Origin of the sequence: Klebsiella sp. GB_Kp056, from assembly GCF_040064755.1 — a bacterium.
Lineage (GTDB): Bacteria > Pseudomonadota > Gammaproteobacteria > Enterobacterales > Enterobacteriaceae > Klebsiella > Klebsiella quasipneumoniae.
Genome location: NZ_JBEAJA010000015.1, coordinates 1 through 839, shown reverse-complemented (window position 1 = coordinate 839; position 839 = coordinate 1). Strand labels below are relative to the sequence as shown.

Annotated in this window: 1 protein-coding gene; it reads right to left on the bottom strand. The window is 67.9% G+C overall.

The window, feature by feature from the left end; translation table 11 throughout:
• On the bottom strand, positions 1–839 hold an 839-nt coding region (locus tag ABLV52_RS00620; RefSeq protein ID WP_348889869.1), incomplete at both ends, for a sodium ion-translocating decarboxylase subunit beta.

Below are 839 nucleotides of genomic sequence, written 5' to 3'. Positions count from 1 at the left end.
GTTCAGCAGCTTCGCCATCAGCACCCCGGCGGCGGTCCCCACGCAGAAGGCGATCACCCCCAGCAGCAGGATCCCCAGCGTCTGCGGCTGCAGGAACTTGTCCGCCACCAGCTTGGCCCCCACCGACAGCCCGAGGAAGATGGTCACGATGTTGATCAGCGCGTTCTGCACCGTATCGCTCAGCCGCTCCACCACCCCGCTCTCGCGCATCAGGTTGCCGAAGCAGAACATCCCCAGCAGCGGCGCGGCGTCCGGCAGCAGGAGCGCCACCAGCAGCAACAGCACCGCCGGGAAGAGGATCTTCTCCCGCTTACTCACCGTGCGCAGCTGCACCATGCGGATCTTCCGCTCCTTATCCGTGGTCAGCGCCTTCATGATCGGCGGCTGGATCAGCGGCACCAGCGCCATGTAGGAGTAGGCGGCCACCGCGATGGCCCCCAGCAGCTCCGGCGCCAGCTTGCCCGACAGGTAGATCGCCGTCGGGCCGTCGGCGCCGCCGATGATGCCGATGGCCGCCGCCTGCGGCAGGGTGAACGAAATCAGGCCGAAGTAGTTCAGCGTCAGCGCCCCGAGGACGGTGGCGAAGATACCGAACTGCGCCGCCGCCCCCAGCAGCAGGGTCCGCGGGTTGGCCAGCAGCGGGCCGAAGTCGGTCATCGCCCCGACGCCCATAAAAATCACCAGCGGCGCGATGCCCGAGCCAATCGCCACCTTATAGAAGATGGCCAGCACCCCGGCGGAGTAGCCCATGTCCACCGCCAGGCTCTCCATCTGCCCCTGCACCGACGGCAGGGCCAGGGCCAGCGCCTCCTTAATGGCGTGGACGTCCGGCGCGCAGT